Here is a 26,550-nt window from a genome sequence, read left to right on the forward strand (position 1 = left end):
ATAGAGGCTGTGGAACAGGGGATGTCGTCGTTGCCCGCGAAGAGATCGATCATGCGCAAAGGAGCAGGATTATGGGAAAACTGGATGGGAAAGTCGCGTTGATTACGGGGGGCAGCAGCGGAATCGGCTTGACGGCCGCGAGGCTGTTCGTCGCGGAAGGCGCGAAGGTCGCGATCACGGGCCGCAATCAGGCAACGTTGAACGAAGCGGCGGCGGAGCTGGGCGCGAACGCCCTGGCGGTTCAGGCGGACGCTGCCGATCCGGCGAGCATGGAGCGCGCGGTGTCCGAGACGGTCGCCTCCTTCGGCAGATTGGACATCGTGTATGCGAATGCGGGCATTTCGTCGCCCACGCCTCTTGGCGGCACGGAGCTGTCGGTCTTCGAGGAAGTGTTGAGGATCAACGTAACGGGGGTGTTCTTCACGGTCCAGGCCGCGCTTCCTCATCTGAAGGAAGGCGCCTCGGTCATCTTGACCGGCTCCACGCGCGCGACGGACGGCGCGCCGGCCAGATCCGCGTACGCGGCGAGCAAGGGTGCGATCAGCAGCATGGCGAGGGTGCTCGTGACGGACTTGTCGCCGCGCGGGATTCGCGTCAACACGGTGGTGCCGGGAGCGACCCGCACGCCGATCTGGAAGAAATCGACGCCCGAGGAATCCGCGAAGCTGGAAGCCGGGCAAGCGCGCACGATACCGTTGAACCGCATGGGGGATCCGGAGGAAGTCGCCTACGTGGCGTTGTTCCTGGCATCCGACGAATCTTCGTTCGTGCAGGGAGCGGAGATCACCGTGGACGGCGGGGCGCGATCCGCGCCGCTGGGAGCGCCGGTCTACCGCTAGGCCGTGCCGGCGCCAGACGGCCGATGCGGCGTCCTAAGTCTTGTCCGCGCGCGAATTCGAATCGAGGTCCCTGGGAGCTCCGGCCCAAGGGGCTTTTTTTATTGCCGTTTGTTCGCCGCGTTCTCCGCGTTCTCCGCGGCATCGGGCACGCCGTCGAATCGCGCGGTCATCACGAATAATTAACCTTATTCGACATTGACCGCCGTAGACATTCCGTGCTGCGTCCCGTTAGTATAAGAGCTACAGGACGATACACGGAATCTCTTCCCTGGTACGAGGAGGATGTTTATGGCGAATTCAGGAAACGAGATCACGAATCCCCGCAGCGGGCAGCGCATGATCTTCCGCAAGACCGGGAAGGACACGAACGGAACGATGGCGGAAATCGAAAGCTTTAACCCGCCGTCGCAGGAAAGGGAGCCCGAGCATGTGCATCCTCAACAAAGAAGCTCGTGCGAAGTGATTGCCGGCACTATCCATTTTCATATGGACGGCAAGACGCACATATTGAAGCCCGGCGACAGCCTGGAGGTTCCTGCCGGAGTCCCGCATTATTTCTGGAACGAAAGCGCAGAGGAAGCGCACACGATTCAGCGGTTTTATCCGGCGCTCGAGATCGACGGCTTCTTCAAATGCTATTTCGCGTTCGCCAGGAACGGCATGCTTAACGAGAAGGGACTGCCCAGCCTGCTTCGCATGTCGCGTCCGATGCTGAAGTACCAGAACGAAATTCGTACGGTAAATCCGCCGTGGGCGGTGCAAAAAGCCGTGTTCACGGCGCTGGCTCCGGTGGCCGGATTGCTGGGCTACAAGAAGACGTACGAGTAAGCGCGCGACACGCGGTCGTTGAATATTCGCTTAATAAAAAGCAGAGGATAAAAAAAAGAGCCGATAGGCTCTTTTTTTGTTTGCCTTCGCGGCTATCCCTAAGGCGAGTCAAGCAGCGGCGGCGGTCCCGCGTAGCCGAGCTTCAGCGAGATGTCGTAAGCGGCCTGCTTGACCTTGCCGATCAGGCGGGGCAGGCAATCTTCCCCGAATCTTCCTTCGGGCCCGGCAATGCTGAGGCCGGCGACCATCGTCCCGGTATGATCGAAGACGGGTGCGCTCAATTCCGCCGTGTAGTTCTCGAGCTCGGATCTGCTGAAGCTGTATCCCGACGCTTGGGATCGGGCCAGCGCCTCGCGCAGAAGCGGCTTGCTGACGATGGTCCCGATCCCGATCGGTTCCGGCTCGATCTCGTCCAGGTAACGATCCTGTTCCTCCTTCGGCATGAATGCGAGCAGGATCCGCGACGACGCGCCGGCATAGAGAGGCGCCCGCCGTCCGATCTTGGTGTACAGCCGTACGGGATGGTCGGTGTCGAGCTTCTCGACATACATGGAAGAGTCGCCGTCGCGCACGGCCAGGTGCACGGCCTCGCCGATGTCGTCCCGGAGGCGCTGCATCTCAGGCGCGGCGACATGACGAATATCGAGTCGTTCGGCAACGAGATTCCCGAATTGAAGGAACAGCAGGCCGAGCGAATACAGACCGTCCTGATCCCGGTGCAGCAGCCCCATATCCGTGAGAGAGCCGATCATGCGGTGAACGGAGGATTTGGGAATGCCCGACAGGCGGATCATATCGTTCATGCTGAGCTTCGTATGGGCTAGAAAGAGATTCAAGAGATCCATGGATCGAATGACGGTTTTGTTTTTGTTTTGCAAGTGCGTTCCCCCGGTTTCCGCTCCCTGTATCGACGTCCGCAGGCTAGCAGGACGTCCTCAACCAGTATACTGCATTGGCGAGAGCGTTTGAATATGCGCAGCGCGATTTCCGAATGACGACAATATTTTTATTTTCTCTTGATTTTTGCGTAATCCCGACTATAATTATCGTATATATTGGGTTTGAATTTCGGGATTATTGTACCGAATTTCGGGATTAAATACAACAAGGCGTTGATAATCGTGGGCAGTTTGAATGGAAACTATGAACAATACGGCGCCTTCGAGGCGAAGTTCCTGACGCTGGGAGACGCGGCGATCGTCGTTCAATTCGGCGAAACGATCGGTCCGCGAACGCATGACCGCGTGAGGCAGCTCGCGGAATATCTGGAGCGTCATCCGTTCGCCGGCATGATCGAATACGTGCCGTCGTTCTTGTCGGTCGCCGTGTATTACGAGCCGTACGCACTGCTCCTCGCGCATGCCGGGGATGAAGAGCCGTCGGCGAAGAATGCCGATCCCGGCGGAATCGCCGTTCGATTGCTGACGGATATTCTCGCCAAGCTGCAGGCTTCCTCGCAAACGCAGGCGAGAATCGTGGAAATTCCCGTCTGCTACGGCGGGGAATTGGGCCCCGACTTGCCGGAGGTCGCCGCGCATCACGGACTGACCGAGCAGGAAGTCATCGAGATTCACGCTTCGGCGGATTATCTCGTCTATATGCTGGGCTTTGCGCCCGGATTCGCTTATCTGGGCGGCTTGTCGGAACGCATCGCCACCCCGCGCAGGCAGACGCCGCGCTTGGCTATCCCCGCCGGCACGGTCGGCATCGCGGGCGATCAGACGGGCGTCTATCCGATCGTGACGCCGGGCGGCTGGCAGCTGATCGGGAAGACGCCGGAGCCGTTGTTCCTGCCCGCCGCGATGCCGCCGACGCTGCTGAAAGCGGGCGATATCGTGCGGTTCCGACCGATCACCCGCGCGGAATTCGACAGCCGGGAGGTGGGAGCGCGATGAGCCTGGTCATTGTCAAACCGGGGCTGCTGACGACGGTTCAGGATTTGGGAAGATACGGCGTGCAGAAGTTCGGCGTCATCGTCAGCGGCGCGATGGATGCTTTCGCCCTGCGCGCGGCCAATCTGCTGGTCGGCAACGAGGAGCACGAGGCCGGGCTGGAGATCACGATGATCGGTCCGGAAATATACTTCTCGGACGCGGCGCTGATCTCCGTATGCGGCGGAGATTTGTCCCCGACGTTGAACGGACGGGAGCTGCCGCCGTGGCGGACCGTTCTCGCGCCGGAAGGCAGCCGGCTGCGCTTCGGGCCGATCAAGTCCGGCTGCCGCGCCTACTTGGCGGTTGCCGGCGGACTGGACGTGCCGCCGCGGATGGACAGCCGCTCCACGTACTTGCGCGCAGGCCTCGGCGGACACGAAGGGCGCGCCTTGCAGGCCGGGGATCGCCTCGCGACGGGCGTTCCCTCTCCCGGCGGCCGCAGGCTGGCAGAGATGCTCGCCAACGGCGCGCAAGGATCGGACGCCGCGGTGAGCGGCTGGTCCGTCGCATCCGACCTGCTGCCGTCCTACTCCGCGAGTCCGACGCTGCGGACCGTTGCCGGACAGGAGTCGGAGCTGTTCGACGAAGACAGCCGGCGCCGGTTCTTCGGCGAAGCGTTCACGGTGCGGACCGAGTCCGACCGCATGGGCTATCGGCTGGCCGGCGGCGCGCTGCGGCTGAAGGCGCAGCGGGACTTGATCTCGGCGGCGGTCACGTTCGGCACCGTTCAGGTTCCTCCCGACGGACAGCCGATCGTCTTGATGGCGGATCGGCAGACGACCGGGGGCTATCCCAAGCTCGCGCAGGTCATCTCCGCGGATCTGCCGCTGCTCGCGCAGACCAATCTCGGCGGGCAGGTGCGATTCCGCGCCGTGTCCCTGCAAGAAGCGCAGGAGCAGTATCTGAACCGGGAGAAGGGGATCCGGGCTTTGCGCAGCGGACTTGCGCAACTACAGACTAACAGGAACGGGAAGGTGATCGCGCATGGCGAATGACAAGCAGCCGAAGCTCTCCATTCAGGATTTGGCGGTGGCTTATCAATCGAAGGGTCGCAGGACCGTCGCCCTTGAAGGGGTGAACTTGGCCGTCAAGGACGGGGAGTTCGTCTCGGTCGTCGGCCCGAGCGGATGCGGGAAGTCCACGCTGTTGAAAGTCGTGGCCGGCTTGCTGCAGCCGGCGGCCGGGGCGGCCTACATCGACGGCGAGCCGGTGAACGGCGTGCCGGATCAGGTGGGCATGGTGTTCCAGAACGATGCGCTGCTCCCCTGGAAGACGGTTGCCCAGAACGTGCGGCTGCCGCTTGCGATCAAGGGCTTGCCGGACAAGGCGCAGGAGCAGGAGGCCGATCGCCTGCTGAAGATGGTCGGTCTCGACGGCTTCGCGGGCTTCTATCCCAAGCAGCTCTCCGGAGGGATGCGCAAGCGGGTCGCGCTCGCGCGGACCTTCGCCTACGATCCCGACATCTACTTGATGGACGAGCCTTTCGGCCCGCTGGATGCGCAGACGCGCGTCAAGATCGGCGAGGAGTTCCTGCAGATGTGGGACGCCGTCGGCAAGAGCGTGCTGTTCATCACGCACGACATCGAGGAAGCGATCGCGTTGTCCGACCGGGTAATCGTCATGTCGGCGCGGCCCGGCCGCATCAAGGCCGAGTTCGATGTCCGTCTGGCGCGTCCGCGCCCGTTCTACGACATCCGCTTCGACCCGCTGTTCAAGGAGCTGCAGAAGGAAATATGGGCGCAAATGTCGGACGAGCATGCGGGAGGGGTCAGCTGATGGCGGCAAAATCGAAAAACGGCGCAGCCCGCGCCTCGTCGTTCCGCGAACGCCGATATTCCAATACGTCCGTCTGGACGGGGAGAATCGTCGTGTTCGTCCTGCTGGTCGGACTGTGGGAGCTGCTGTCCGGCAGAGCGTTCAACTCCTTCTGGCTCAGCAAGCCTTCGCTCATCGCCGGTCGAATCGGGGAAATGCTGGGGGACGGCGACCTGTGGTTCCATATGAGCGCCACGCTCCAGGAAGCGATCGGCGGATTGGCCATCGGGATGATCGGGGGGACGCTGCTCGGCATCGCGCTCGCGTTCAGCGGCATATTCGAAAAGTGGATCTACCCGTACATGATGGCGCTCTACAGCCTGCCTCGGGTATCGCTCGCGCCGCTCTTCATCGTATGGTTCGGCATCGGGCAGTCCTCCAAAATCATGATGGTCGTGGCGATGGTCATCTTCGTCGCGTTCTACAATGCTTTCGAAGGCATACGCAACATCGACAAGGACCTGATGGACATGATGGACACCTATAAAGCCAAGTGGACGCACAAGCTCCGCTGGGTGGTGCTGCCCTCGATCACCGTCTGGATCCTGACCAGCGTGCGGCTCAATATCGGCATGGCGCTGATCGGCTCGGTCATCGCCGAGCTCGTCGGCTCCAACCGGGGGCTGGGCTATTATATCTCGTATTCGTCAAACATGCTGGACACGACGGGGATATTTACCGGGCTCGTGCTGATCATGGTGATCGCCGTCGTGCTGGAACAGCTCGTGCTGCTGCTCGAGCGCTGGCTGCTGAAGTACCGTTAAGACCAAGACAAGGATCACGCTCCAACCCGACAACGGGAGCAGCCTGATATACAACGACTAATCCCAACGGGAAGATCCTGAGGAGGACAAATCCAATGAAAAAGACCAAACCAGTTGCGTACCTGCTTCTCATGTTCATGTTTACCGTGCTCGCCGCATGCGGCAATTCATCGTCCGAACCGAATGCCAATACCGGAACTAACGCCGCGAACGGCGGGACGAACAGCGGTAACGGCGGAACGAACGCCGCGAACGGCCAATCCGACACGCAAACCCCGGCCGGCGGCACCATTCGGCTCGGCCTGGTCGGCGGAGGCATGACGCCGATGGTCGCCCAGATCGGCATCAGCGACGGCTCTTACGAGAAAGCCGGCATCAAGATCGAAGAGAAGGACTTTACCGCCGGCGCGGACATGGTGCAGGCGCTCGTGGGCGGCAGCTTGGACGTCGTGCTCGGCTCCTACGAGCATGTGCTGAGACAGCAGCAGAACGGGCTCGGCGTCAAGGCGTACGGGGAAATCTTCAACGGCGTCGGCTATGCGCTGGTCGTCAAGAAAGACGCGCCGTATCAGTCGTTGAAGGATCTGAAGGGCAAGACGCTGGCGGTAACGAAGGTCGGCAGTCTCTCCGACACCGGCCTGCGCGAAGGACTGAAGGAAGAAGGCCTCGATCCGGAGAAGGACGTTCGTCTGATCAACGGCGGCAGCGGCGCGACGATGCTTGCCGCGATCGAAGGCGGCCAGGCGGCGGGCGGCATGGTGTCGGAACCGACGATTTCGCAAATGCTCGCGACCGGGAACTACCGGGTTCTGTACGATCCGCCGTTTGATTTCGCGGGCATCGTGGTCATGGCCAAGACGGATTGGGTAGCCAAAAACCCCGACCTGATGAAGCTGTTCCTGAAGGTGAGCGGCGAGGTCAACGGGCGCGCGCAGCAGGATCCTGCCAGCGCCGTCGCGGCGATGCAGAAAATCTTCGATAAGATCCCGCCGGACGTGATGAAAACGGCCGTCGGCAATCAACTGGCCAAAGTGCCCGAAGGGCTGAAGGTTACCGAAGACGGCGCCGCGTTCGTGCAGAAAACGCAGTTGGATCAAGGCATCCTGAAGAAAGAAATTCCTTTCGCCGACGCGGTTGACTTGACGTTTCTCCCCTAATTCCGGCGATCCGGCTTTGCATTCATACCTTAAGAACAGGAGTTGACATCATGGCCCAGGATTTAAGAACGTATCTCCGTCAATTGACGGAGTTCGACCCGAGCAGCGTGCGGCTGGTGGACAAGGAAGTCGATCCGCGGTTCGGGATTACCGCGTATGCCGCGGCCTTGGCGGAGAAAGGGGATTATCCGGCCCTGATCTTCAATTCGGTGAAGGGCGCGGAGTTCTCCTGCGTCTCCAACCTGCTGACGGAATACGAGCGCATCGCCCTCTATCTGGGCTGCGAGGTATCGGACATTCCCCGCGTGTACGGGGAGAAGCTGAAGAAGCCCATCGCCCCGGTCGTCGTCGAACGCTCGCAGGCGAAGGTCAAGGAAAACGTCATATCCGAGCAGGATGTCGATCTGGGCAAGCTGCCGATTCCGGTTCACAACGAGATGGACGGCGGCCCGTACCTGTCCGCCGGCGTGATGATCATTCGCGATCCCGATTCCGGTCTGATCAATGCCGGCATCTACCGCCACCAGATCTTCAACGCGACCGACATGGGCGTTTGGTTTCTCGGCGCCCATCATGGCGGCTTGATCTACAAGAAATACAAGAAGATGGGCAAGCCCGCGCCGATCGCCATCGCGCTCGGCCATCATCCCGGCTTCGTCATGGGCTCGGTATCGCGGGTGCAGGGCATCGGCGGCGAATACGAGGCTGCGGGAGCGCTGATGGGCGAGGCGCTGGAGCTGGTGCAGGCGGAAACGTCGGACCTGCTCGTCCCCGCGCATGCGGAGATCATCCTGGAAGGCGTCATATTGCCGGACGAGGATCACGTGGAAGGGCCGTTCGGCGAATGGCCGGGGCATTATCTGGGCGGCGGCTCGGTGCCGAAGATTCGCATCACGCGCATCACGTACCGCAACCATGCGATTTTTCAGGATATCGTGGCCTCCAGCAGGGAGCATCTCGTGGTCGGCGGCGTTCCGCGCTCCGGCAGCATCTATCAGACGGTCAAGGAAGTCGTCCCGAGCCTGAAAACCGTGCACGTGCCGTTCTACGCCCGGATGCACTGCTACATCTCGCTGCATAAGGAGCGCGAAGCCGACGTGAAGAAAGCGGCATTCGCCGCGCTCAACACCGAGCAGGAGAATCTGCGGCATATCGTCGTGGTCGACGACGACATCGACGTGTTCAAGGGCGAGGAAGTGGCTTGGGCGATCGGGACGCGCTTCGACGCGGAACGGGACCTGCTGGTCATTCCGAAATGGAACGGCCCCGGCGGCTTGCTGCCGACGAATTGGGAATACAACGCGGAAGGCAAAAATACGCCGCGGATGTCCAGCGCCGCGATCATCGACGCCACCAAGCCGGCTCCGCCGGTCGTCTTCCCGAAACGCGCGGTCGTGCCGCGGGAATTCATCGAACTGGCCGACCTGCAGGCGCTGCGCGAACCGGGCGCGGAAGATCGCGGGAAGTGGTTGGATTCTTAAGCGTCGCCTGCGGCGCAGCATCGCCTTGCGGTCCTTCGGGGCCGCGGGGCGCGGCTGCGCCGCTTGGCATCGTAGGCCGGAAGGCGAACTAGACGCGCTCAATACGCAACGGGAGGTAGATCAACATGAAAACGGTGGATTTGAACTGCGATTTGGGTGAAAGCTTCGGCGCGTACACGCTGGGGCGGGACGCGGAAATTCTCAAGCACGTCACGTCGGCGAACATCGCCTGCGGGTTCCATGCCGGCGATCCCGCGACGATGCGGCGCACGGTCAAGCTGGCGCTCGACAACGGGGTCGCGATCGGCGCGCATCCGGGCCTGCAGGATCTGATCGGCTTCGGCCGCAGGGATATGGACATCAGCCCCGAGGAAGCCTACGATCTGGTCGTCTACCAGATCGGCGCGCTGTGGGGCTTCGTACGCGCCGAAGGAGGCGCGCTGCAGCACGTGAAGGCGCACGGCGCCTTGTATAACATGGCGGTGCGCAGCGAGCGGTTGGCCCAGGCGATCGCCGAGGCGGTGTACCGCGTCGATCCGTCGCTCGTGCTGTTCGGCCTCGCCGGCAGCGAGCTGATCGCGGCCGGCAAACGGGTCGGGCTGCGCACGGCAAGCGAAGTGTTCTCCGACCGGACGTATCAAGCGGACGGATCGCTCACGCCCCGGCGCCTGCCCGACTCGGTGATCACGGACGACGAGCGGGCGCTCGCGCAGGTGATTCGCATGGTTGCCGAGGGCAAGGTGCGCACCCAGCAGCAGACGGACATCGACATCCAAGCCGATACGATCTGCGTGCACGGCGACGGCGTGCGCGCCGTCGAATTTGCCGGGAAGATCAGAAGCTCGCTCAGCGAAGCCGGTCTTGCCGTGCAGCCGATCGGCGCGACGCCGGCCGGGTCGAATTAAGCGGGTGGAAGGAGTGGCGTTCATGATAACGAATGCGATACAACTGCAAACCGATGTGCTGATCATCGGAGCGGGCGCGGCGGGCATGATGGCCGCGAGGGCCGCGGCGGACGAAGGGGCCGACGTCATCCTGTCGGACAAGAGCTTGATCGGACGCGGCGGAGCCACGATTCTCGCCCAAATGACCGTGGCGGTCGCGCTGGGCGAGGCGGAGGAGGACAGTCCGGACGTTCATTTCGAGGACACGATGAAGGGCAGCCGGGGTCTGGCCGATCCGAGCATCGTGCGCGCGATCGTCGACCGCGGACCCGAGGTGATCCTCGAGGCGGAGGGATACGGCGTGAAGTGGGCCAGAACCGCGGACGGCAGGCGCTCGCAAGCGTTCGCGCCGGGGCACTCCCGCGCGCGCTGCGTCTACGTGGACATTCTGAACACGGGCGGCGCGACGGTCAACGGCCTGAAGCGGGCCATCTGGAAGGACGAGCGCATCCGGCGGCTGAAGAACGTCATGATCACGAAGATCGTGGTCGACAACGGCCGGGCGGTCGGCGCGGTCGGCTTCGACATGGAGGAGCTTCGGCCCGTCGGCATCGCCGCGGACTCGGTCATTCTCGCGACCGGCGGATTGACGGAAGTGTACGAGCGCAATAGCGCTTCGACGAATATGACGGGCGACGGCTTCGTCTTGGCGGCGGAGGCGGGCGCGGAGCTGCGGGACATGGAGATGGTGCAGTTCTTTCCGATCGCGCATCTGTATCCGCCGCTCGTCGGCATCGACCCGATCATGTGGGATCCGTTTCGCTACAAGCTCGGCGGCCGGCTGCTGAACGGCGAAGAAGAGGAATTCATGCACCGGTACAACGGCGAAGTCGCGGGCAAGTACACCGCGGCTCGGGATCAGACGACGCTGGCGATCTTCCGGGAAGTGGAGGCGGGGCGCGGCACGCCTCACGGCGGCGCCTATCTGGATTTCCGCATGGTGCCGGAGGACAAGCTGAAGGAAGCGTTCGGCCCGGTCATCGAGATCTTGCGCAATCAAGGGGTCGACCTGACCCGCGACATGGTGGAAGTCGCGCCGATGGCGCATTTCATGCTCGGCGGCGTGCGCGTGGACGAAGGGATGCGCTCGCGGGTTCCCGGGCTGTTGGCCGCCGGCGAGCTGATCTACGGCATGCACGGCGCCAACCGCCTCTCCGGGAACGCGATTACCGAAGCGCTCGTGACCGGCCGCATTGCCGGCGAAACGGCGGCTCGGGAGCGGAACCGTCCGGATGGCCGCGGGTCCGCGCAGGATAACGCGCCAATCGTCCTGCGCTCGCTGGAAACGGAATTGCCGCGGCTGGAGGCGTTCTGGCATCCAACTGAGGTCGACCGCGACACAGCCTCGCTCCAGGCGTTCAAGCGGAAGCTGCAGGCGGTCATGTGGAAAGGCGCGGGACCGCTGCGGACGGAGGAGAGCTTGACGGCCGCCTTGGCCGAGGTCCGGGCGCTTCGCGCGGAGCTGGATGCGATCGCGCTCGCCAAGCCGGGCAAATTCGCCCTGCCGCTGGCCGAGAAGCTGGAAGCCGCGAATATGCTGCAGGTCGGCGAAGCGATCGTGCTGGCCGCGATCGAACGGCGGGAATCGCGCGGCGCGCATGTGCGTCTCGATTACGAAGAGACGCTGCCGACGGCGGCGGGCTTCAGCCTGACGCTCTCGGAACGCGGCGATTGGCGCCTGTCGCCCGCCGCGCCGGCAGCCGACGCCTAACATGAAGGAGGGAATCATCATGTCTACCGTAAAGCTGCAGGTCACCCGCGGCGAGCAAGGCTCGGAGCCGGCCGTCGAGACGTACGAAGTGCCCTACCGGGACGGAATGAGCCTGCTGGACGCGATCTTCTGGATCCGCGAGCATGAAGACCCTTCGCTTGCGGTGCGCTATTCGTGCCGTTCGGCCAACGCGTGCAAGGAATGCTCGGCCATCGTGGACGGAAAAGCCGGCTTCCTGTGCAGCATTCGCGCGCAGGCCGGCAGCGAAGTTCGCGTCGAGCCGCTGAGCGGACGGCCTTGGATCAAGGATCTGGCGACCGCGCTCGACTAGCGCGCCGCAGCCGATCACCGACCGATACGGATCAACGAAAGGAGCCGATTGTAAATGACCGAACCGAAGTTGACGATAGCAATGTCGGAGAGCGACCGGACGCTGAAGCTGCTGTCCGGCGCGCGCCGCCTGCCGGGTTTTGAATTGGAAGCGAAGCACGAAACGGTCGAGCAAATCTTCATCAACCAAATCTCGCAGGCGATGTACGACGTATCGGAGCTGTCGCTGGCCTCGTACCTGATCGCCAAAGGAGGCGGGGACGACAGGCTCACGGCCATTCCCGTGTTCCTGTCCCGTTCCTTCCGGCACAACGCGATCTACGTGCGCGCGGACAGCCCGTGGCGCCACCCGTCCGAATTGAAGGGACGCCGCTTCGGCTTTCCGGAGTTCCAGATGACGGCCGCCGTCTGGGTCAGAGGCATGTTCCGGGAAGAATGGGGCATCGCCGAGGGCGAGATGCAGTGGTTTACGTTCCGGCCCGAGCGGGTGCCGGTGCAGATTCCGGCCACGCTGACGGAAGGCGATCTGTTCGAAGCGCTCGTCGACGGCCGCGTCGATGCCGTGATGTCGGCCCGCCGCCCGCCGGCGAACCTGTTCCCGGCTTCGGGGGAAGGCGGCGTCTTGCGCCGGCTGCTTCCGGACGCGTGGGACGAGGAGCGCGCCTATTACGACCGGACGGGCATTTTCCCGATCATGCATCTGGTTTCGCTGAAAGCGGAAACCGTGGAACGCTTCCCCGACCTGCCCAAGCGGATGTACGAGCTGCTGCTCGGCATCAAGGACGAAGGCATCGCCGGCCTGCTGGAGACGATCAAGAACAACACCTCGGATCCGTGGATCTGGGAATCGGTCGAACGCTCGTCGCGGTTGATGAACGACGATATTTGGCCTTACGGCGCCGAGGCGAACTGGGCGCAGATCGTCAAATTCATGGGCTATTTGCGCGAGGACGGCCTGCTCGGCCGCGAGCTCGCTCCGGAAGAAGTGTTCCATGCTTCCGTATGGAACACCTGATCCAAGAAGGCGAACGAACCTGCTCCAAGCGGGGGAAAGGCACGCCGCCATTTTATATTTTCGGATAGGAGTAGGTACACGATGAGCGCACCGCAACAACCGGAAACGCTTCTCTGGACGACCGAGGAGCCGCAAAACCATCCGGACAGTCCGCTGTCCAAAGCCTTTGCCCAACCGCTGATGCTCGGTCTGTTTCTGCCGCTGCAGACGGGAGGGTGGTCGCAATCGACGCTGCCCCGGGGAACCGACTGGACGTTCGATTATAATGCAAAGCTGACGCGGCAGGCGGAGGACCTGGGCTTCGATATCGCGTTCGGTCTGTCCCAGTGGCTGCCCAAGGGCGGCTTCGGCGGAGAATCCCATTACCGGGAAAACTTCCTGGATCCGTTCGTATCGGCGGTCGCGCTTGCTTCGGTCACGCGCCGGATCCTGCTGATGGGCACGATCCACGTGCTGTACGGTCCATGGCATCCGATGCATCTCGCGCGTTTCCTGGCGACGGCCGATCATATCTCGCAGGGCCGCTTCGGGGCGAACATCGTCACGGGCTACGCGGAGAACGAGCCGCGGATGTTCGGTTTGACCAGGGCGGATCACGATCAGCGCTATGCCAAATCGGCCGAATTCACCCGCATCTGCAACGCGCTGTGGTCAGGCGTCGACAACCTGACCTATAACGGCGAGTTCTACGCTCTCGAGGATGCCTACGTCTCGCCCCGTCCGCTGTACGGACGTCCCGTGCTGGCGACGGCGTCCGGCTCGCCGGCCGGCTTCGACTATGCGTCGCGGTATTCGGACATCGTGTTCGTCTCCAGTCCGGCCGGGGAAAAGCTGGCCGACGCGCTTCCCAAGCTTCCCGCGCATGTCGCGCAGGTCAAGGACGCCGCGGCGGCGCGCGGCCGCCAAGTGCGCGTGATCATTAACCCGACCATCATCGTGCGGCCGACGCGGGAAGAAGCGTTCGCCTACTACCAGGCGATCATGGACCATGCCGATCTCGGCTCGATCCGCAGCTTCTCCTCGCGGCATGCCGCCGGCGACAGCCAGTCTTGGCTGGAGCATTCGGCCAGGGGCCGCGCCGTCGGCGGGCATCTGCATATCATCGGATCGCCCGAGGAAGTCGCGGAGCAGTTGAAGCAGCTGCACGCGACGGGCATCGACGGCATTCAGATCACGTTCTACGATTACGAGCCGGAGCTTGCTTACTTCGGGGAGAGCGTCATTCCGCTGCTGGAGCAAGCCGGACTTCGGCTGCCGATCTCGCCGGACGCTCAATCGTAATTGACTTTGTCCTCGACGCAGGGTTGGACCGTTAACGGCGGTCATGAAATGTTAACGCGGCTGTAAAGGCAGCGAAGCGAACTGAACTGCACCTCTAATGCTAGGTATCGTCTAGCCGTTGGAGGTGCAGTTTTTTTGCGGCTGCCTTGAATAGACTGTTCATCGAATGGCATTCGGTGGGCAGACAATCGCGATAATTTGCTGCTGAACATTTTATTAAAAGCCATAACGCCAGTTTTTGACGTCGTGAACGCAAAATTTAATACGTTTGATGCAATGGAAAAAGACAGCATGAATATTCAAGTTCAATGGGAAGAGGATGATAAAGTATTCCGTGATGTTATCGAGATTCGAGGGGGACGATGACATCAACTCGCGCCAACATTCAAGCATCGAGGCATCCGGCAGAAATAGGATGCCTATTCGCGTTTATGGACAGGACGATCATTTACGTATTCAGCATGATCGCCGGCGCGGTCCGCGCCGTTCGTTCGATCACTCTCCGGATGGCCGCCGCAACCCGGTCGGGACGATCTTCTTGCACGTAATGCGAGGCGTCTTCGAGCGCTTCCGTTTCATGCAGCTTGAGGTATCGCTGCCATTTCTCCATCTCGGAGGCCGGAAATCCGGCGCTGTCTTTCAGGCCCCACAGGATTTGCGCCGGTAAATCATTCAGCGCGGGCAGGTTTGATTCAATCTCCGCGAGCCAAGGCCGTGCTTTCCGAATGTACCGGGGGAAAATCCATGTCGGTTTTCGGGATTGCGGCGTAGGGAACGGGTCGGTGTAGGCTTTTCTCAATTGAGACGTGACGTTCTCCGTATGAAATATCCCATGCGGAACGATTTTGCTGGCGAAGAAGTTCCGCCTGGTCTGGAGCCAGTAGCCCAGCGGCCATCCTCCCATGGCCAAGGAAAACATCTTCATCGCCGGCAGCGTCGCCGGCCACGCCCACGTATTCATCAGCACCAGACCGCGCAGGTTATCCCGGTTCCGCACCGCGTAGTGCAATCCGATCGGTCCGCCCCAGTCCTGGACGACGAGCACGAAATCCGTCAGCTCCAGCCGGCGGATAAACGCCATGACGGCTTCCGCGTGCTCTTGCGGCGTAAACCCGTACTTGGACGGAGCCTTGGACATTCCCATCCCCGGATAATCCAGCGCGACAAGACGGCATTCGCCGCGTAGTTCCCGGATGACATCGCGATAAAGGTACGACCATGTAGGATTCCCATGAAGGAGCAACACCGTCGGTCCTTGTCCTTCGTCGATGTAATGCAAGTATCCGTCCCGATAGGGCATCCAGCGATCCTCGAACGGATACTCCGCCGAATCTACTTCAAACGTTCTTTTCATGCTTGTCGCCTCTGCTTTCCTTAATGCTCCCATAATATTCCTGACTTGTTCCCAATCGTACCGGAATGTGGTACATTTGAAAAGTAGTTACATTCAAGTGCAATAGTTTCAAAAAATGAAGCATGGAGGGTTACCGATGATCAGTCCAACCTGCCCAGGCGCGATCGAACCGATCTTGACCATCTTGGACGGCAAGTGGAGCCTGCTTCTCTTGCGCGAATTGTTTAACGGCACCAAGCGCTTCGGCGAATTGCGCCGTGCGCTGCATCCGATCAGCCCGAAGACGCTGACGGACCGATTGCGCATGCTGGAAGAAAACGGAATCGTGACGCGCACATTATATCCAGGCGTGCCGCTGCATGTGGAATACGAGCTGACCGAACGCGGAACGCACCTGCAGCCGATTTTTGCCGCCATGTGGGATTGGGTTCAAGCGTACGGCTCATGTCCGCGCCAGGAGACGGACGCCCAGGGGCAAGCAGCCGAAGCGGCGATGTGATCGCGCGGGCTGCGGCACGGCGAGCGGGGCAGAGGACGGATAACGGCAGAAAAGCAAAAAACTCGCCAACCTGCGGCGAGTTTTTCGCTTTTCTTTTTTGTTTTACCGGTTTTGTTTTACCGTTTTTGCTTGATCATTTTGCCGAAGCAATCGCTCGGTTATTCGACGGCGCTTTTCGTCGCCTCGTAAATCTTTCGGGCATACTCGTCGATATCGTCTCGCGACATGCGCAAGCGGTCGACGGAAGTGCCGTATCCGATCTCCGCTTTCCCCGCGGCCAGTCCTTCGAAAATGCCGTCCGCGAAGGCGTCCAGCGGTTCTCCGTGGATATGCAGCCCCGATCCGCCCAGATTCGTGTTCACCGCCGGCGGAGCGACTTCGACGACTTCCACGGACGTCCCGGAAAGTTGTAGGCGCAAGCTCATCGAAAAGGAATGCAGCGCCGCTTTCGTCGCCGAATAGATCGGGGCGATCGCAAACGGGGTAAACGCGAGGCCGGAGGTGACGTTAATGATCGCCGCTTCCGCTTTTGCCGCAAAGTAAGGCGCGAACAGCATGGCGAGATGGATTGGGGCTTCGAGGTTGGTCGCGATTTCTTGGTTGAATTGCTGCCAATCGTTCTTCGCCTCCGCCTTCAACACGTTAAAGCGCTGTTGGATTCCGGCGTTGTTCACGAGCGCGTTCACGTTCGGATAGTTCGTCGTTACCCAATCGAATAAGGCCGCGCGCTCGGATTCGATCGTCAAATCGCTCACGCGGGTAATCAAGCCGGGGAGCCGTTCTTTCGCTTGCTCCAGTATTTCCTCGCGTCGTCCGGTTACGATGACCGTACTTCCCGCGTTGACAAAGCGCTCCGCGAAAGCAAGTCCGATTCCGGCGCCGCCGCCCGTGATGAGTATCGTATTTCCCGTAAGTTTCATGCGGGTTCCTCTTTCCGTGTTTTGTTTTCCAGCGCTTCTATCAGCTTAGCATTCTTCGTTTCCTTGCTGGGCGCGATGCTGGGTGCGATTGGTATAACGCGCGATTTTTTTGTCGATGCCTTTCAGCGATTCCGTCATCAGCGCAATTTCGGCCAGCACGGCTTGCTTGTGCTTCTTCATCATGTCAAGCCGTTGTTCGATGGTGCGATCGCCTTCCCCGACCCAGTCTACGTACTGCTTGATCACGCTAATGGGCATATGCGTGTTTTTCAAGTAGATAACGATGCCGAGCAGCGTGAGATGATCTTCCGAAAATAATCGCCTTCCCGCCTCGTCGCGCGCGAGGTGCGGAAGCAGTCCTTTTTTTTCATAATAACGCAGCGTGGATTCGGGAACGTTCAATCTAGCCGAAGCTTCGCCGATCGAGTAATACTTCATCCGGAGGCCTCCAAGAGATAAGCTTTCATTGCCGACAAGACTAGCATACGACTTAAACCGCGGTTTAAGTCAACACCGAATTCGAATCATCGGCCGCGGGGGGCGTTTTTTATCGAACGTCCCGTTCTTGCAGCAGACCGTTTCCGAGTATCTCGAACGGGAGCAACGGCGACAATGGACGGGAATGGAATATCGATCGGCCCGAAGGTTTTATCGTGGACCGTCAAAAAATCGTCATGCAGCTGAAGGATATGGCCGCGCACGATTCTGCCGTTCGATAGAAGAACGGTTATTTTGCGCAATAACGAAAAATAGTTTTCGAGCCGATCGGCCATTTTCATTGGAACCCTGCCTCCGATCTGCCGGATCCGCCGCTTGCAGGAGGAACCCCGCTTAAAATAGATAGTTTAATAGACTAGAACATGCGCATTTCGAAATTAATATAGTATCCTATTCACACCAATAGGAGGGACTAGCATGGAATATATCCGAGAGCTGTTAATACTTCGCGCGGCTTCGTTATCGCCCGTACAGGTCGTGCTTGACGGAGGCGTGATGCTGTTGGGGACCGTGGCATTCGTCAACGATAACGCGGTCGCGATATCAAGCGGGATCGGACTGAGAGTCATCGCGATCAATAAAATCGTCTCCGTGACTTAATGCGATGTCAAACGAAGATTTGCGGCAGCAAGGAATGCGATGGAGACCGATTCGATGGCATCATAATGGAGTATATGATGATCCGCGCCATTATGAAGCGGCGTTCTTGAAGCGCAAACTACGGATAACTCTCGGGTAAATTACTTATTTTCGAGGCGCCGATGCGGCGCTTTTTTTCTGGATCGAAGGGCCGGACATGGAGTAATAAACGGTTATAGCCATTCTTTCACTTGCCCGGGCATGGCTTCGCATGCGTTAATATAGATGTCGGGCCGACGAAATCTTGGCGAAAGGAGCTGATTCAGTTGATCAAGCATACGGAGGTGCTTTTCGCCTAATAGCGGAAAGCGCCATGCGGAGGGGGGCCTTGCGGCCTCCCTTTTATAACATGGAACGGATGACGGAATGAACCGTTTTCACGTATACTGATTTGAGAAGCGCGATGTTGCCGCATGATCGTGCTTTTTCCAATTTGACGAGAGGGGGAAGGAAACGTGAACAAATCGATATCCGAAGGCGATGTTGGGGCCCACACGATTAAGGAGGTTTGCGTTGAATTACAAAAACGGAAAAGATGTGCTTCCCCCTAGACTATTGGAGGAGCTTCAACGCTATATTCAAGGAGAACTGCTCTATATCCCGAAGCCGCAAAGCGAGCGCGCCGCCTGGGGCGAAAAGAGCGGATCGCGCGTCATGATCGAGCGCCGCAACGAAGAGATCTTCCGGCATTACGAGGACGGAAGAACAGTCCCCGAGTTGGAACGGGAGTACCATTTGTCCGGCGAAAGCATTCGGAAAATTATCGTCAAGCTGCGCAGCGCCGCGGCGTTCGCCCTAAACGCGCCCGATACCGTTGACAAGGCTGACGCATACGAGCCTGTCCGGGCCGGTAAACGTTGAAGCCAGGCCAACCGGAACGAGGCAAAGGCCAAACGGACGGTGCGTATCGCTATCGCGAGTTCGTCGGTTAGCTTAAGCGCCTCTTGCGGAGCAGCGTATGATCGCATATAGGAAGCATCTAATAGGCCGCTGAATGCCTCAGCGGTCTATTTGCCGTCTGCAAGGCGAGCGTCGCGATACGCTCAGCGCTTCGGGGCAGCCGAAAGCTGCTTGATCGCCAGCTGACGATATAACTTGGAGCCGATGTCGGCAGAGCGCGCGGCGAGCACGATCGTGCGGCGCAATTCGGGTTCCGCGATAGGAACGGCGTGCAAGCCCAGCAGTTCCGCTTCCGCGCGGAACAATTCCGGCATCACGGTGATGCCGGTGCCAACGGCGACGTTGAACAGAAATTCAATGCTCTCGTCGACTTCGAGCTTGACTTCGGGGCGATACCCGTACTTCTCCGCAATCGCGCTGAACTTCGCGTGCGCCTCGCATTTCTGCGTCGCGAACACGAAATGCTCGTCTCTCAAGTCATCCAAACCGAGCGACTCTCGTCGTCCGAGACGATGGCCTTCCGGAAGCACGGCGATATAGGATTCGCTGAACAGCTTCTTGCTCCACAGCCGGCCTCGGACGAAGGCCGCATCCATCAAAGCGCCATCGAGATCGCCCTGCTGAAGGTCTTCCCGCAGCTCGGCCGACGTTTGCCGGATCCTGACCGTAATTTGATAACCGGAAGCCTGATAATCGCGAAGCCTTCCCGGAAGCACCTGCTTCATGACGCTCGGAAGACTGCCGAGCGTATAACCCGGTTGGTCCGCGTATTGGCGCATCTCCGCTTCGATCGCATCAAGCGATTGCACGACGGGCGCGATCCGCTCGCCAAAGCGTCTGCCGGCATCCGTCAGTTCGACGCCCGCGGCGGTGCGGCGGAACAGCTCGACGTCGTAGGCGGCCTCCAGCTGCCGGATATGCTTGCTGATCGCCGGCTGAGTCAAGCTGAGTTTCTCGGCCGCTTTGGATAAGCTTTTCCATCGTGCGGCTTCCTTAAAGCTGCGGAACCATTCCACCTGCATCCTGCGATCCTCCCATTACGAATGGTAATACCCGTCCAACATAGCGGATGTTCCGTTACGGTACCAGTCGCGTTATTATCAAATGACTCGATCTTAACACAGCGACGGCGGATCGAGAAGCTGCAAGGATTGACAGCATTGGAAAAAAGATACGTTACAAAAAGGAGCATGCGCAATGTCAGAAGTTTTGGATGTACTTGGACCGCGTCTACAGCATTTAACGGAATTGTCGGACGGCATGGGCTACTGCCTGATGAGAGGCGAGCTTGAACCCGGCGTATTCGTTCCTGTTCATAGCCATGAGGATCGCGAAACCTTCTTCGTCGTTTCGGGGGAGATCGAAGCGTGGAACGGCGATAAATGGTCGGTGCACCGTGCCGGCGATACGGTGGACATTCCGTCCAACCAGAAGCACGCCTGGCGGAACGTCTCGAGCGAGAAGGTAATCCTGCTGATCGCATCGACGGTCAAAATGGGTAAATTTTTCAGTGAAATCGGCCGCCCCGCCGCCTCCGTGCCGCCGGGTCCGCCCGAGCCCGCGGCTTTGATGCATTTCGTGGAAGTAGCGATCTCGTACGGCTATTGGCTCGGCACGCCCGACGAGAACGCCTCGATCGGCCTGTCGATGGGTTAACATACGCAGCATGCGAATGAAAAGGCGGCGCCAGGGAAAATTGCCCTGGCGCCGCCTTTTTTTGAGTTGTGCCGGTTTCGGCGCCTAGGCGAGCACCGGGGCGCATGGCGCGTATGCGGTTGCGAAGTCGGCTGTATGTGGAATGATGCACTCGCTGTGCTTGCATGTGTACCAGCACAACGTTAGAGTCGCCGGCCTGCATGTTGGCATAAATCGAGTGCAGAGGATCATTATCATTATTTAACATATTATGTTAAAATTTACTCATTACCCCAACGGACTCGCGGAGACGAGTCACGTCATAGAACAGGGGATCAAGATAGCCGAATGCCAAGCTAGCAACTTCGAGAGAACAGCAAGGAGAGAAGCGCATCGCATGATCAGATTAATCGGATTATTCGTCGTGTTCGTCGCGGGGGGATTCATGATGATGGGAAGAATGAACGCCGAGCGGCGCGAGAAATGGACATTTATCGTCCTTACATGCATCGGACTCGCGCTATGGGCAAGCCTGCTGCTTCATCGGCCGCTGGATCTGAACAAGGCCATAGGCTGGATGATCGATCGCCTGGCGAACCTGTGACATGGCCCCGTATTCGGCGCGGGAGACGCTCCGCAACCGCAAGCTGCGGCTACTCCCGCAGCTCGAACATGTTCGTGCCCAACAGATTGATTTTGACATGCAGCTCCAGCCCCGGGATGTCGTCGTTGACGGCAAGGCCTTTGCGGTACCAGACTTCGTTCAAGGAGTAGATGTCGACGGAGCGTTTCTTCCCGACTTCGTAGGTTTGCATGATTTCGCCTTGGATGTTCTTCCGGATCAGCTCGATCATGGGCTGCAGTCCAAGCGGTGTGCCCTGCTCGCGAAGGGAGGCGTCGAGGCTGACGTACACGCGGACGATTCGTTTGCCGTCCTTGTAGGCGGCGGTTTTCTTGACCTTGTTGTTCTTGAGCCCGGCGGTTCCCACGAAAGCGCCCCGGTCGTCCTTTAGAGGGAGGAGGCCACGCACGGTCCGTTCCTTTAACCATTTCACCCCGCTTGCTTCCTCGCGGTTGAACCTGGCCATGCTCTTGCCGTTCTTCAACGCGACCAGGCCGTTCACGATCGGCAGCGAAATCGGCTTGCCGTCTTTATCCCAGTTCTCGGAGAGCTTGATATGATCGATGAGCGCCGTCTCGAACGGTTCCCTCGCGGATCGTATGAAACGCTGGTAATTCACCGGCTCGAAGGAGGATTGCATCTGTTTAAATAAAAGATTGGGCTGGTAGTACATGGTGTTCACGGACGAAGTACCCGTAATCGGCTTCGTGCTAAGGACCTTCGCGAGATCTTCGTTCGTTGCGAATACCCAGGGCGTGTAGCGTTGATCGCGCGTTCGCATCAACTCGTCATGGATATCGAATACCCCTCTGGCAAGCATGCGATCGCTGAAGATAAACGCTTTGTTTTGCGTCCAGTCGGTTCTCATCTGGCTTTCCTTCTGCAGATCGTACATCGCCATGCCGATACTTTCGCCCTCGCCTTTGCCGACAACGATGGGATTCGGGGTATTGCCGCTTCCTTCCTGCTTCGCCATGGATGCAAGTTCGTTGATTTGCGCATAGATTTTATATTTGCCTTCGACATAATCGATGCCGATCAAATTGACGAAATTGAAATATTGAATATTTTTGACGTCCCAGCATCCGCAGAGGGATAACGTCAGGCAGGCGGTCAACGCCGACTTCCAGGCTCGATTCATTTTGTACCGTCCTTCATCCTCGTATCGTCCTGCAAATGGAGGTTCTGCGAACGCTTGGTCATTTTATTCGCCGGTTTCTTGAACAAGGCCCCTACGATATCCGCCCAGCTCGGCGGCGCGAGCGGAGAGAGGTACGGGATGCCGAATGATCTGAGATCCGATAAATAGGCGACGATGAGGAAGATGGACATGAAGAATCCGAACATCCCGAGTATGGAGCAGATCAACATGACGAGAATGCGAACGATCGACACGACGGCGCTCAGCGTCGGATTCACGAGCGTATAACCGGCGATCACCGTGGTCGCGGCCACGACCGTAACCGTCGGAGACGTAATGCCGGCGCGTATGGCGGCATCGCCGACGATGATGCCGCCGACGACGGTTACCGTCGGCCCGACCGACTTCGGGAGCCGCAGCCCCGCTTCCTTGAACAGCTCGAATATGATGAGCACGCTTATCGCTTCGAGCGGAAGCGAGGTCGGAAGTCCGATGCGGTTCGTTGCGATCGTAGCCAACAACGGCAAAGGCACCTGCTCGAAATTGAATCCGAGCAGCGCGATGTAAAAACCGGGCAGGAACAACGCCAACTGACAGCCGAATAAGCGCAATATGCGCTGAAAAGAGCTGATTATCGAACGATAATAGCCGTCCTCCGGCGATTTCAGGAGCGACGTAAGCGTAACCGGAGCGATGATGGCAAGCGGTGACCCGTCCAGCAAAATCACGAAACGCCCGCCGATCAAGTACTCCGCGGCAAAATCGGGTCGGCCGGTGTTGTCGATCAGCGGCAGGACCGTCATCGTCCGATCCGAGATGGCCTCTTCCAGCTGCGAGCTCGTGATGAGCGCGTCAATGTCGATTTTCCGTAATCGTGCCCGAGCCTCGTCGACGGCCCCCCGATTCGCGATATCTTGAATGTAGAGCAGACTAATCGCGGTCTGGCTTCTGACGCCTATCGTGAACGATTCCACTTTGAGCGTCGTCGTTCCCAGCCGTTTGCGGATCAGCGCCACGTTCGTCGTGACGCTTTCGGTAAATCCGTCGCGCGCGCCTTTCGAGGACGTTTCCGTTACGGACTCTTCGGGGTCTCGCTGCGGCGGATCCGAGACATAGTGCAGGTAGCAGCAGGCCGTTTCCCGGTCGAACAGCAGCAAGTTGCCGTTAAACGCATGCGAGGCGAGCTCGTTCTTCCATTGCGACGTTAAGGTTAAGGGATGCTGCCGCCATGCGTCCGCGCCGCGCGCGCCTATTTCATTGATTTGCTCCCTATTGGACATGCCCTGGCAGAAGACGAACAGGAAGCTGCCGTACGGCTCGAGCACCACGTCGCCGCAGCCTTCGAATAACGTCCGGATGTCGCTTTCGCTTAGGTTAGCCATGGGACTTTACCGCCTTTCGCATCTTTCCCGTCCAAATGCAAATCACGAGGACGACGCTTACGCCGCCGCAAAGCAGACTGGAGCTCGTGTAGTACGTCTTCACATGTTCATGGAATTTGACATCCGACAGCTTGAACAGATTGACGAAATAAAGGGAGAAGGAAATCAGAAGGAGCAGAATCTCGGGATGCCGCCATTTCTTCACCCATAAGGTGTGCAGGATGTAGATCGCCAGCGAGATGCGGATGAACGCGCCGGCCAGCCATTGATAGATGGACAGGAAGTCGGTTTGGCTCAGCATGCTGCCGATGGAAGCCATGCGCCACTGCTCGTAGGCCGGGTAGCGCAGCTTCTCGGCTTCGAAGGGGCCGAACATCGCGATGATCCCTGTCAAGGGTCCGATCGTCAGCTCGATCAGCATCAGCACGACCAGCATCATGTTCCTGCGGGACAGTTTTCCGTTGACTTCGTCCTTCAGGAAGAACACGAGGAAGATCTCCGCAATGCCCGCCGTCGTGTACCATGCGCCATGCGTGATCGTAAGCGCCGACTGTTTGAACACGGGAAAGAGGTAGCCGTAATCTTTGTATTTAAAATTAACGGCCATGACATAGAAGCCGAACAGCACGATCCATGGCAGCAGAATGCCGTTCGTGATCGCGATCGCGGCCAGTCCCTTCCTTGCCGTGAAGTAACAGATGCCGGTAAGGCACAGTCCCACGACCCATGGCGGGGTATAGGTCAAGTAAGATGTATTCGACCATACGATCGTATCCCGTAAGCTGATGCTCGCCTGGATGAAGAAGTAGACGGTGAACAGCAGCGTGAATAGGAACCAAAACGTCGTATTCGTCTTCTCCTTCGCCCAGGTGGAGAGCGAGGAAGGGAGATGCTTGTAAATGTAGGCGTACAGCAGCCCGATCAGCATGGAAGGGACGATCGCGGCCAAGACGGAAACCCACGCGTCGCGCGTCGCGGTATCCAGCAGGATGGGAATCAGGATGACATGGTTGGAGACTCCGATAAACGTAATCAGCAGCATCGACAACTGGAAGGGGGTGATTCCGTTCAAACCGATCAGATCCTCCTTTCGGATGCAATGTGGCTAAGATTACCAAGTCAAGCGAATTCTATGCAGCGGTAATGGACAACGAACGCCTTCAAGGACGGGAAGTCGCCCTGCGGGTGCAGCCGGATACGCCACTTCTTATCGAAGTTTTGCGTCGAAGTTTTACCGTGATCGCCGTCGATGCCCATGGTATATTATGGGTATGGGGCCAGCGTTTCGGGCCGGGAGAAAGGATCGTGATATCCAGATGAAGCAGATCGGAGCTATCATTCGACAAGGGCCTCGGCATTGGGCGATCATTCAGCAAGAAAACGGGTTCGGCAACATCGCGTTATCGGGGACGTGGGCGATGCGCGAAGAAGACGAATTCAACGCCGCGCAGGTATACGTCAGAGTCGTCGGCGAGGAAGACGGAAGAGAGGTGCTGGCCTGGCAGCCGGCCGCCATGCAGCCCGGGCGCGCATGGTCGATCACCCTGCACGCGATTGCGCAGGGCGGACTCTATCGGCTGGAAACGTGTTTGCAGCTGGACGGCAATCCGGCGTTGGAATGGGCGGTTCGCGGCGACATGGTCCACCATATCGGCGTCGGCGATCTGTGGGTCATCGCGGGACAGAGCAACGCCGCCGGCTACGGCAAAGGGCCGTTCCGAGATGCGCCCGAGCTCGGCATCCACTTGCTGCGCAACAACGGGGAGTGGGACTTGGCGTCGCATCCGTTTAACGAATCCACGGCTTCCATTCATTACGAGAACCGGGAATGGGCCAATCCGGGCCATTCTCCGTTTCTGGCTTTCGGCAAGCTGCTGCGCAAAGAGGTCGGCGTCCCCGTCGGCCTGCTGCAAACCGCCTTGGGCGGATCGCCGCTCAAAGCGTGGAGTCCGGACGAGGACGGCGTGCTGTACCGCAACATGATGTCGATCATTCAATCCGCCGGCGGCAAGGTGCGCGGCATCCTCTGGTATCAAGGGTGCTCGGATTGTACGCCCGCGGATTCGTCCAGCTACCTGGAACGCTTCGGGAGTGCCGTACGGCATTGGCGCCGCGAACTGAACGATGCAAGCCTGCCGGTGCTGACGGTGCAGCTGAATCGCTGCACGGATGCGCCGACCGAGGACGCCGACCGCTCCTGGGGACGCGTGCGCGAAGCGCAGCGCCAAGCCGCGCTCGCGATTCCCGACGTGCATGTCGTTCCGGCCCTGGATTGTCCGTTGTCCGACGGCATACATAACAGTCCCGCTGGCAATATGATCATCGGCGAGCGCATGGGCAAGGCGGCCTTGGCGCATGTATACGGGCGTGCGGCCGTGCATGCGGAAGCGCCCTGCCTCGCGTCCGCCGCATTCGCCGAAACGGAAGGCTTGCCCGGCATTCGCCTGCGCTTCGCGAACGTATCCGGTTATCTGCTCGCGATCGGTCCCGTCTCGCCGGTATTCTCGGTCGAGGATCGCGACGGCGAGATCGCGGTCGACGGCTGGCAAATCACCGGCCGCAGCGAAATCACCTTGAAGCTGGCCAGGGCGGCGGAGGGGGATACGCTCGTGCACGGGGCTTATCGGATGAATCCATCGAGCTTCCTGCCGCTGGATTCGGGAACGTACATGCCGATTCTCGCGTTCTATGGCCAGCCGGTCGCTTGAATCGGGAAGGGCAGTCATGTTCCGGGCGATCGTGCAGGCTGGGCGCTGCGCGTTCCGCGCAGGATAAGATAGGTTAGGGTAGGATAGGCGGAAATCTCCGGCCGGGGATTTTCGCCTTTCGTCGTTTCTGACGCGAATGCGAGCCTGGGATGC

28 protein-coding genes are annotated in these 26,550 nt (G+C 59.6%); 19 read left to right on the forward strand and 9 right to left on the reverse strand.

What is annotated here, in order from left to right:
• Positions 1–71: 71 nt before the first annotated feature.
• The gene (locus GT019_RS12840; protein ID WP_161743575.1) at positions 72–839 is read left to right on the forward strand and encodes an SDR family NAD(P)-dependent oxidoreductase; all 768 of its coding nucleotides are present in this window, start codon (positions 72–74) and stop codon (positions 837–839) included.
• 288 nt (positions 840–1,127) lie between these two features.
• Entirely contained in the window at positions 1,128–1,667 is a 540-nt protein-coding gene (locus tag GT019_RS12845) for a cupin domain-containing protein (protein ID WP_161743576.1), read from the forward strand.
• A gap of 98 nt (positions 1,668–1,765) precedes the next feature.
• On the opposite strand, the gene GT019_RS12850 is transcribed toward GT019_RS12845, so the two are convergent.
• Entirely contained in the window at positions 1,766–2,545 is a 780-nt protein-coding gene (locus GT019_RS12850) for an IclR family transcriptional regulator (RefSeq protein ID WP_161743577.1), read from the reverse strand.
• A 243-nt stretch (positions 2,546–2,788) separates the two neighbouring features.
• Between GT019_RS12850 and pxpB the strand changes: the two genes are divergently transcribed.
• The 11 genes from pxpB (at position 2,789) to GT019_RS12905 (ending at position 14,099) form a co-directional block, all read left to right on the forward strand.
• Positions 2,789–3,562, forward strand: coding sequence for a 5-oxoprolinase subunit PxpB (pxpB, locus tag GT019_RS12855; protein ID WP_328803955.1), 774 nt, complete (start codon positions 2,789–2,791; stop codon positions 3,560–3,562).
• Positions 3,559–4,596 (forward strand): 5-oxoprolinase subunit C family protein, encoded by a 1,038-nt coding sequence (locus GT019_RS12860; RefSeq protein ID WP_161743578.1) that lies wholly within the window; start codon positions 3,559–3,561, stop codon positions 4,594–4,596. Before pxpB ends, GT019_RS12860 begins: the two co-directional genes overlap by 4 nt.
• Entirely contained in the window at positions 4,586–5,377 is a 792-nt protein-coding gene (locus tag GT019_RS12865; RefSeq protein ID WP_161743579.1) for an ABC transporter ATP-binding protein, read from the forward strand. The genes GT019_RS12860 and GT019_RS12865 overlap by 11 nt, the downstream gene beginning before the upstream one ends.
• Positions 5,377–6,180, forward strand: coding sequence for an ABC transporter permease (locus GT019_RS12870; RefSeq protein WP_161743580.1), 804 nt, complete (start codon positions 5,377–5,379; stop codon positions 6,178–6,180). Before GT019_RS12865 ends, GT019_RS12870 begins: the two co-directional genes overlap by 1 nt.
• A 95-nt stretch (positions 6,181–6,275) precedes the next feature.
• Complete coding sequence (locus GT019_RS12875; RefSeq protein WP_161743581.1) at positions 6,276–7,337, forward strand: ABC transporter substrate-binding protein; 1,062 nt, start codon at positions 6,276–6,278, stop codon at positions 7,335–7,337.
• A 50-nt stretch (positions 7,338–7,387) separates the two neighbouring features.
• Positions 7,388–8,818, forward strand: coding sequence for a UbiD family decarboxylase (locus GT019_RS12880; protein WP_161743582.1), 1,431 nt, complete (start codon positions 7,388–7,390; stop codon positions 8,816–8,818).
• 125 nt (positions 8,819–8,943) lie between these two features.
• The gene (locus tag GT019_RS12885) at positions 8,944–9,723 is read left to right on the forward strand and encodes a LamB/YcsF family protein (protein WP_161743583.1); all 780 of its coding nucleotides are present in this window, start codon (positions 8,944–8,946) and stop codon (positions 9,721–9,723) included.
• Between the two features lie 22 nt (positions 9,724–9,745).
• Positions 9,746–11,473, forward strand: a complete 1,728-nt coding sequence (locus GT019_RS12890) for an FAD-binding protein (protein ID WP_161743584.1) — start codon at positions 9,746–9,748, stop codon at positions 11,471–11,473.
• A 19-nt stretch (positions 11,474–11,492) separates the two neighbouring features.
• On the forward strand, positions 11,493–11,804 hold the full coding sequence (locus GT019_RS12895; protein WP_161743585.1) for a 2Fe-2S iron-sulfur cluster-binding protein: 312 nt from the start codon (positions 11,493–11,495) through the stop codon (positions 11,802–11,804).
• Positions 11,805–11,858: 54 nt separating this feature from the next.
• The gene (locus GT019_RS12900) at positions 11,859–12,818 is read left to right on the forward strand and encodes a type 2 periplasmic-binding domain-containing protein (RefSeq protein WP_161743586.1); all 960 of its coding nucleotides are present in this window, start codon (positions 11,859–11,861) and stop codon (positions 12,816–12,818) included.
• Between the two features lie 81 nt (positions 12,819–12,899).
• Entirely contained in the window at positions 12,900–14,099 is a 1,200-nt protein-coding gene (locus tag GT019_RS12905) for an LLM class flavin-dependent oxidoreductase (protein WP_161743587.1), read from the forward strand.
• A gap of 448 nt (positions 14,100–14,547) precedes the next feature.
• Here the strand turns inward: GT019_RS12905 and GT019_RS12910 are convergent, their stop codons facing one another.
• A complete protein-coding gene (locus tag GT019_RS12910) occupies positions 14,548–15,453 on the reverse strand; it encodes an alpha/beta fold hydrolase (protein ID WP_161743588.1) in 906 nt (301 codons plus the stop codon).
• Between the two features lie 136 nt (positions 15,454–15,589).
• On the opposite strand from GT019_RS12910, the gene GT019_RS12915 reads away from it, so the two are divergent.
• Positions 15,590–15,952 (forward strand): winged helix-turn-helix transcriptional regulator, encoded by a 363-nt coding sequence (locus GT019_RS12915; RefSeq protein WP_161743589.1) that lies wholly within the window; start codon positions 15,590–15,592, stop codon positions 15,950–15,952.
• 158 nt (positions 15,953–16,110) lie between these two features.
• Here the strand turns inward: GT019_RS12915 and GT019_RS12920 are convergent, their stop codons facing one another.
• The 3 genes from GT019_RS12920 to GT019_RS12930 all read right to left on the reverse strand — a co-directional run bounded on the left by GT019_RS12920 (position 16,111) and on the right by GT019_RS12930 (position 17,651).
• Complete coding sequence (locus GT019_RS12920) at positions 16,111–16,872, reverse strand: SDR family oxidoreductase (protein WP_161743590.1); 762 nt, start codon at positions 16,870–16,872, stop codon at positions 16,111–16,113.
• A 45-nt stretch (positions 16,873–16,917) separates the two neighbouring features.
• Positions 16,918–17,310 carry a MerR family transcriptional regulator gene (locus GT019_RS12925; RefSeq protein ID WP_161743591.1) on the reverse strand — a complete coding sequence of 131 codons (393 nt, stop codon included), beginning with the start codon at positions 17,308–17,310 and terminating at the stop codon, positions 16,918–16,920.
• Positions 17,311–17,396: 86 nt separating this feature from the next.
• Entirely contained in the window at positions 17,397–17,651 is a 255-nt protein-coding gene (locus GT019_RS12930) for a hypothetical protein (RefSeq protein ID WP_161743592.1), read from the reverse strand.
• 136 nt (positions 17,652–17,787) lie between these two features.
• Here GT019_RS12930 and GT019_RS12935 point away from each other — a divergent pair, with 136 nt between their 5' ends.
• Together GT019_RS12935 and GT019_RS12940 are read left to right on the forward strand one after the other, a co-directional pair.
• A complete protein-coding gene (locus GT019_RS12935) occupies positions 17,788–17,970 on the forward strand; it encodes a hypothetical protein (RefSeq protein ID WP_161743593.1) in 183 nt (60 codons plus the stop codon).
• A gap of 552 nt (positions 17,971–18,522) precedes the next feature.
• Positions 18,523–18,870 (forward strand): CD3324 family protein, encoded by a 348-nt coding sequence (locus tag GT019_RS12940; protein WP_161743594.1) that lies wholly within the window; start codon positions 18,523–18,525, stop codon positions 18,868–18,870.
• A 182-nt stretch (positions 18,871–19,052) separates the two neighbouring features.
• Here GT019_RS12940 and GT019_RS12945 read toward each other — a convergent pair whose 3' ends face one another.
• Positions 19,053–19,931, reverse strand: coding sequence for a LysR family transcriptional regulator (locus GT019_RS12945; RefSeq protein ID WP_161743595.1), 879 nt, complete (start codon positions 19,929–19,931; stop codon positions 19,053–19,055).
• Positions 19,932–20,106: 175 nt separating this feature from the next.
• Here GT019_RS12945 and GT019_RS12950 point away from each other — a divergent pair, with 175 nt between their 5' ends.
• Positions 20,107–20,565, forward strand: coding sequence for a cupin domain-containing protein (locus GT019_RS12950; protein ID WP_161743596.1), 459 nt, complete (start codon positions 20,107–20,109; stop codon positions 20,563–20,565).
• A 376-nt stretch (positions 20,566–20,941) separates the two neighbouring features.
• Complete coding sequence (locus GT019_RS12955; protein WP_161743597.1) at positions 20,942–21,148, forward strand: hypothetical protein; 207 nt, start codon at positions 20,942–20,944, stop codon at positions 21,146–21,148.
• A gap of 49 nt (positions 21,149–21,197) precedes the next feature.
• Here GT019_RS12955 and GT019_RS12960 read toward each other — a convergent pair whose 3' ends face one another.
• From GT019_RS12960 to GT019_RS12970, 3 genes are read right to left on the reverse strand one after another with little or no spacing between them, the layout of a single operon-like run.
• A complete protein-coding gene (locus GT019_RS12960; protein WP_161743598.1) occupies positions 21,198–22,307 on the reverse strand; it encodes a Ger(x)C family spore germination protein in 1,110 nt (369 codons plus the stop codon).
• Positions 22,304–23,689 (reverse strand): spore germination protein, encoded by a 1,386-nt coding sequence (locus tag GT019_RS12965; protein WP_161743599.1) that lies wholly within the window; start codon positions 23,687–23,689, stop codon positions 22,304–22,306. The genes GT019_RS12960 and GT019_RS12965 overlap by 4 nt, the downstream gene beginning before the upstream one ends.
• Positions 23,682–24,761, reverse strand: a complete 1,080-nt coding sequence (locus GT019_RS12970; protein WP_161743600.1) for a GerAB/ArcD/ProY family transporter — start codon at positions 24,759–24,761, stop codon at positions 23,682–23,684. Before GT019_RS12970 ends, GT019_RS12965 begins: the two co-directional genes overlap by 8 nt.
• Positions 24,762–25,005: 244 nt before the next feature.
• Here GT019_RS12970 and GT019_RS12975 point away from each other — a divergent pair, with 244 nt between their 5' ends.
• Complete coding sequence (locus GT019_RS12975; RefSeq protein WP_161743601.1) at positions 25,006–26,397, forward strand: sialate O-acetylesterase; 1,392 nt, start codon at positions 25,006–25,008, stop codon at positions 26,395–26,397.
• The last annotated feature ends 153 nt before the right edge of the window (positions 26,398–26,550 follow it).

Origin of the sequence: Paenibacillus glycinis (genome assembly GCF_009909185.1) — a bacterium.
GTDB classification, from domain to species: domain Bacteria; phylum Bacillota; class Bacilli; order Paenibacillales; family Paenibacillaceae; genus Paenibacillus_Z; species Paenibacillus_Z glycinis.